The organism is Methanofastidiosum sp., from assembly GCA_013178285.1.
Classification (GTDB): domain Archaea; phylum Methanobacteriota_B; class Thermococci; order Methanofastidiosales; family Methanofastidiosaceae; genus Methanofastidiosum.
On sequence record JABLXD010000065.1, the window covers coordinates 1 to 5,338 of the forward strand.

General features: G+C 36.5%; 9 protein-coding genes. All 9 read left to right on the forward strand.

Annotated features, from left to right (window positions below; all coding sequences use genetic code 11):
- The coding region (locus HPY60_11280) for a hypothetical protein (GenBank protein ID NPV51759.1) at positions 1–880 on the forward strand (880 nt) is incomplete at its 5' end.
- A gap of 134 nt (positions 881–1,014) precedes the next feature.
- Entirely contained in the window at positions 1,015–1,794 is a 780-nt protein-coding gene (locus HPY60_11285) for a phosphoadenosine phosphosulfate reductase family protein (protein NPV51760.1), read from the forward strand.
- 17 nt (positions 1,795–1,811) lie between these two features.
- Positions 1,812–2,087 carry a hypothetical protein gene (locus HPY60_11290; protein NPV51761.1) on the forward strand — a complete coding sequence of 92 codons (276 nt, stop codon included), beginning with the start codon at positions 1,812–1,814 and terminating at the stop codon, positions 2,085–2,087.
- A 29-nt stretch (positions 2,088–2,116) separates the two neighbouring features.
- Positions 2,117–2,551, forward strand: coding sequence for a hypothetical protein (locus tag HPY60_11295; protein NPV51762.1), 435 nt, complete (start codon positions 2,117–2,119; stop codon positions 2,549–2,551).
- Positions 2,552–2,849: 298 nt separating this feature from the next.
- Positions 2,850–3,740, forward strand: a complete 891-nt coding sequence (locus HPY60_11300; protein ID NPV51763.1) for a ParM/StbA family protein — start codon at positions 2,850–2,852, stop codon at positions 3,738–3,740.
- Positions 3,709–4,056 carry a hypothetical protein gene (locus HPY60_11305; GenBank protein ID NPV51764.1) on the forward strand — a complete coding sequence of 116 codons (348 nt, stop codon included), beginning with the start codon at positions 3,709–3,711 and terminating at the stop codon, positions 4,054–4,056. Before HPY60_11300 ends, HPY60_11305 begins: the two co-directional genes overlap by 32 nt.
- A gap of 57 nt (positions 4,057–4,113) precedes the next feature.
- Positions 4,114–4,365: a hypothetical protein gene (locus tag HPY60_11310; protein NPV51765.1), complete on the forward strand. Its 252-nt coding sequence runs from the start codon at positions 4,114–4,116 to the stop codon at positions 4,363–4,365.
- Positions 4,362–5,105 (forward strand): hypothetical protein, encoded by a 744-nt coding sequence (locus HPY60_11315; GenBank protein NPV51766.1) that lies wholly within the window; start codon positions 4,362–4,364, stop codon positions 5,103–5,105. Before HPY60_11310 ends, HPY60_11315 begins: the two co-directional genes overlap by 4 nt.
- A gap of 25 nt (positions 5,106–5,130) precedes the next feature.
- The coding region (locus HPY60_11320) for a hypothetical protein (GenBank protein ID NPV51767.1) at positions 5,131–5,338 on the forward strand (208 nt) is incomplete at its 3' end.

Sequence of the window (5,338 nt, forward strand, 5' to 3'; positions counted from 1 at the left end):
TCTTGAATATGTGCGTAAAAATCCAAATTATGGGCAGGAAATACTGGTTCAAGACTACGCTTGGAAAGTTTACAAGGAACTGCATCCAAACGCAGATGTTAACCAAAAACCAGACTTTTTTGTAACTGCCTATGAACTTACATGGAAGGAACACATAGATGTTATGTCAATTTGCCAGTATTACGTAGACAATGCAATTTCAAAGACAATAAACTTACCCAAAAATATAAATTTAGAGGAAATTAAAGATGTATATTTTTATGTCTGGGACAAGGGGCTGAAAGGATGTACCATATACAGAGAAGGCAGCCTTGATGAGATACTTAAGCCCAAAAAGGAAAAGACAGACAAGCCAGTTCATACAGTCAAGCCCTTTATAAGACCGTATAAGCTGGAAGGGAAAACTTACAAGGTAAAAATTCCAGATTCTCGTCATGCCTATTATATTACTTTTACCTACGATACAGAAACAAAAAAGCCTGTTGAAATGTTTATAAACACAAAGGATCCGACAGTAACAGAATGGACACAGGCACTTGGCAGACTCTGTTCAGCAGTGTTTCGGAACGTAGATAATCCAACATTCCTGATAGAGGACTTCAAAGAAATTATGGGGAAAAGTGGATTCTTTTCAGCACAGAGAAAAAAATACGTTCCTTTATTGATTGCTGAGTTTGGAGAGGTTATGAGAGATTTTTTCGTGGAGATAGGATTGTTAGAGCCTGCTGTGCCTGTTGAGTTATATGAGGCAAACGGGCTTGTTAATGGGATTCGAAACTCTGGAAAGCTTGCATACTGCAAAGTCTGCGGAGAATATGCTGCCATTTTTGAAGAAGGATGCCTTAAGTGTCTTGCCTGTGGCTACAATAAATGCGGGTGACCTCCTCCTACTACTAAAATATTAGAAAGATGCAAACTATCTAATAATAAAACTTGCCTTTCATCCCACCTTTAAAAGGTGGGCTTTCCTGTCAGAATTTCGTAAAAAGGTTACCTGTATGCCCATATATTTATATGGGCACATTATTTTTCGACCAAAAAATCCAAGAGTCCATAGATTTCATAAAAGGACACGAACCACAGGAAGGCTACACAGTTAAATTCTCTGGTGGCAAAGACAGTATCGTTTTACTTGATCTCGTAAAAAAAGCAGGGGTAAAGTATCAGGCATATTACAATCAGACCACCATAGACCCACCAGAACTTACGAGGTTTATACTTAGACACTATCCAGAGGTAAAATGGATACGTCCGAAGAGAAACTTTTTTCAGTGGCTTGAAAGAGTGGGACTGCCGACCAAGACAAAGAGATGGTGTTGTACCAAATTAAAACACATACTGCTCAAGGGAGCCAAGCACGTATTACTTGGTGTACGTTCTGAGGAATCTTACAAGCGTGCAAGGAGAGGGCAGATTAACTCAAACAAGGAAACAAGGACGACAGATTACTATCCCATATTTTTCTGGACAGAAGCAGAAATATGGGAATACATAGAACAGGAAAAACTTCCTTATCCTTCTCTGTATGATGAAGGATTTAGTCGTCTTGGTTGTGTGATATGTCCTTTTGTGTGTAGACCTGGAGTACTTGAATTACATAAAAAAAGATGGCCAAAATTTTATGACATATTTGAGCAGACAGTAGAAAGGTTTTACGAGCGAAAGAGGGAGTGGTTTATAAATCATCGAGTACATTCAGCAAAGCAGTTACTTGATTACTGGTATCATTCAGAAGCAAGCACAGCAGCAAAAGAAAAAATAGAAAAGCAACTTGCATTATTTCACAAACTTTAAAAAAGGAGGAATAAAAAATGGCAGAAATAAGAATGGTAATTATAACTGATTGGCTTTATATTGGAGACAGTTTGATTACCTGTAAAGATGTTGCAGGTTATATTTTTGCTATCCCTACTAAAAATATTAACTACATCAGCATTCCAACTTCTAAATCTGAAGACGGTTTTCGGGTTCAAGTTATTACAAGTGACACAGAAATTATCATAGAGACGAGGGCTATTGAAAACAATTCAGCCTTCTGTTTTAATAATCTACTTTTGGGATTTCTAAACGAAAAAAGGCTAATATAAAAAACGCTGAAAAAGGAGGAACTATATCAGTGAGCGAACTTTTTACTATTGACGATGTACTGAAAAAGTATAAAAAATACAGGAGAAAGGATGTTCGTTTCTTAATGGATAAGGGAGTAATAAACAATCCCATTACGGCTGAGGACATGATTTTATTAGGAAGGTTGCACAAAATATGGCGTAACGAAAACTTTATCAGACTTCTACTTTCTGGTAAAAAGAAGTCTGAAATACGCCAGATTATGGACTATTTATCAGCTGACTGTGAAACAAAGTTAGATGTGTGGCTTTATTCATACATAAAGAACAAAATGGAACTTGGAGAAAAAATTTATAAGTCTAAAATAGTTGACGATGCACTCCGCATTTTTAAACTAAAAGGAACACGAAAAAGCATTAACGAAATAGAAAAGCGAGTCAAAAAAATAAAATCCAAAATCAAAAAACAAATTGCCAACCGCTAACTCCAGTTGGGTAAAAACGGGTTATAGTTATGTATATCTGGTTTAGATTTTGGCTTATATTAAGGGCATTGTTATCAAACTATATTATCCCATCAAAAAAAACAGGTTACCAAGTTTAACTCATTAGAAAGTTTAACTGGTAAGAAAGTTTAACTGGTAACCATGTTTAACTCGTAAGAAAGTTTACCTTGTAAGAAAGTTTAACTCGTAAGAAAGTTTATCTTGGTTACCAAGATAAACTTGGTTACCAAGCATGCAGTATCTTTATGTAAATTAAAGAAAAATTAGGAGGATGTGAATGAAAGTTTTAGGATTAGACATAGGCTTTGGACACACAAAGTGCTATTCAGAAGGGATTAAATTTAAGTTTCCGACACAACTTGCCTATCCCCCAGATGATCCCAACATGGAAGTGGAGCGAGTAAATGTAGCAGGCAGGGAATACGTAGTTGGAAGAGACACGAAGTATGTAAGCTCCTACAGGATTGAGATTCCAACTGTTATTGAACTTGTTCAGCACGCACCAGTGTTTTTAAAGTATGTGCTTGACAAGTTCGGGAAGTTTGACATAATCGTGACTGGACTCCCACCAAATGCAAAAGCCTACGTTCCTGCTCTTGTTAACAACCTAAAAATTGTAGATGCGGAGATAATAGTGCTACCACAGGGAATTGGAATACTCTATGATGTAGCAAGCACAAAGGACATTGGAGACGATGCAGTGATAATTGACATGGGCTACAACACAGTTGACTGCGTTGTAACGGAAAAGCACGATGATGTATGGAAGAAAAAGAGAGGGATAACGCTTGAAAACTTTGGGGTAATGAAAGCAGTTGAGATAATGCGGGAGATATTACCTGAGAGAATTGGAGTATTGAAAAACTGGTCTGCGTCAAGATTACTTGAGATCTTTGAGAAGGGGGAAGTATCTATTGATGGGGAGAGAATTGATTTAGTTCCTTTTAAGAATGAGTCTATTTTAAGGTATACAGAGATTTTGAATTCAAAGATTAAGCAGGAGCTTAAGGATTCCTTTAAGGACATATCCACTATAGTAGTTGCTGGAGGTGGGGCTTACTACGTTGACAAAAAATACTTCGGAAGAAACGTAATAATTCCAGATGAGCCTGAATTTTCACAGGCAAGGGGCTACTATGTCGCAGGATTACAAAGTAATCTCGGTTAAACTTAAAAACGAAAAAATACACAGAAAGTACAAGTTACTCCACGGCATGGGAAGGATTGTAGTAGAGGAACTTCTTAATGTTCTCTTTGAAAAGGTATCTCCTGTAGAGATCCAAAATATGTACATTCTGAAGGGAGAAGAAGGAGTAAGAGAGTTAATTAAGGAGAAACTAGTTAAAACCAAAGAAGAGACTCAGAAAAAAGTAGAAGTTGCTGATATAGAAGAGGTTCACAACCATTCTATGGAAGTTCAGACAACTAAAGTTACAAAGAAAGCACTAAAGATTAGAAGCGACTTACAGGGATTCTGGAGCTGAAAAAATATGGTTACTTCGTTTTTACATAAAACATATAAGAGAAAGTAGGAGAACTTTATGGATTTTTTAGACTTATTTAATCCGCTTAAGTATTTTGGAGCTGACAAGTATCAAAATTTCTTTCAGTGGTTGTTTTCTACGCTTTTTGATGGTTGGCTTGCAAGAGTATTAGGTTTTGCCTTTCTAATTCTTGCTTACTGGTTCTGGGCAAGAAGGGAACAGATGCAGAGAGGACTCTGGTTTTTATTTTTTGCATTTCTCATGGGATACGGTTGGGTTTTATTTAGATTTTTGGGGGTTGTCAAATGAGTGGTAAAGGAAGTAGTAGCACAAGTTCTGGGAGTGGGGGGATTTATCTTCCGCAGGCACCAGAAAAAATTAAAAACCTATTTGATGCAATAAGTGAGATTGAATTTTACGCCGCATCTGAAGAAGAGGGGGATAAAATCTCGGAGAAGTTTTTCACGACAAAACAAAAATTGCAATTTATGGAAGTTGGCTTTAAGTCAGCTTTCATATCTGGAATGATTACTGCACTGCTTTCACCACTTATGGTTGGAGTTTTTGAAAAAATCATACCTGTATTTGGATCTTACAATCCAACCTTAATTGATCAGATTTACGTATTCTTACTTACTGTAGGATTTTCTCTTGGATACGGTATTTTTATTGCAAGAGTTGGAAAGTGCTACTCAAAGAAGTATTCAATATCAAAGTCAATGGTAAACAACTTAATGGCAGGGCTTACTGCAGGTGCTTTATTAAAGGCAATTTTTGTGTTTTTCCTGTTTCATTTTATTTACTTTAGCATCCTTACTCCTGAAAATGTAGCAAAAGCACTAGTCCCTTTAGCTAAAAAAGGATTTTTTAGTCTTTCTTTTGAAAATGTAGAAAAGATATTTATCTGGATAATGGAGTTTAGAAAGACATTTTTAACTGCTGCGTGGTTTGTGGTATTTACTTCCTTATTGCTGGTAGTAATACCGTTTTTTAAGATTTTAAAAACAGTGATAAAAGAAAAGAGAATAAAACAGGTGGAAGACCTATAAAAAACAAAAAAGGAGGTAAAGAACTATGGCAGGGAACATTAATGACAGAATGCAAAGGATTGTTGACAGGAAAGTAACACTTGCAAAAGAAGCTGATGCATGGGTGGTTCGTGCAAGGACTCCAGACTCAAAGATACTTCTTAGGATTGCAAGAGATGCAGACAGAGGAATTAGGATTCTAAGAGGTGGGATACTTCTTAGGTTTAAACCAGATGAAGTAGTTCCGCTTCTTA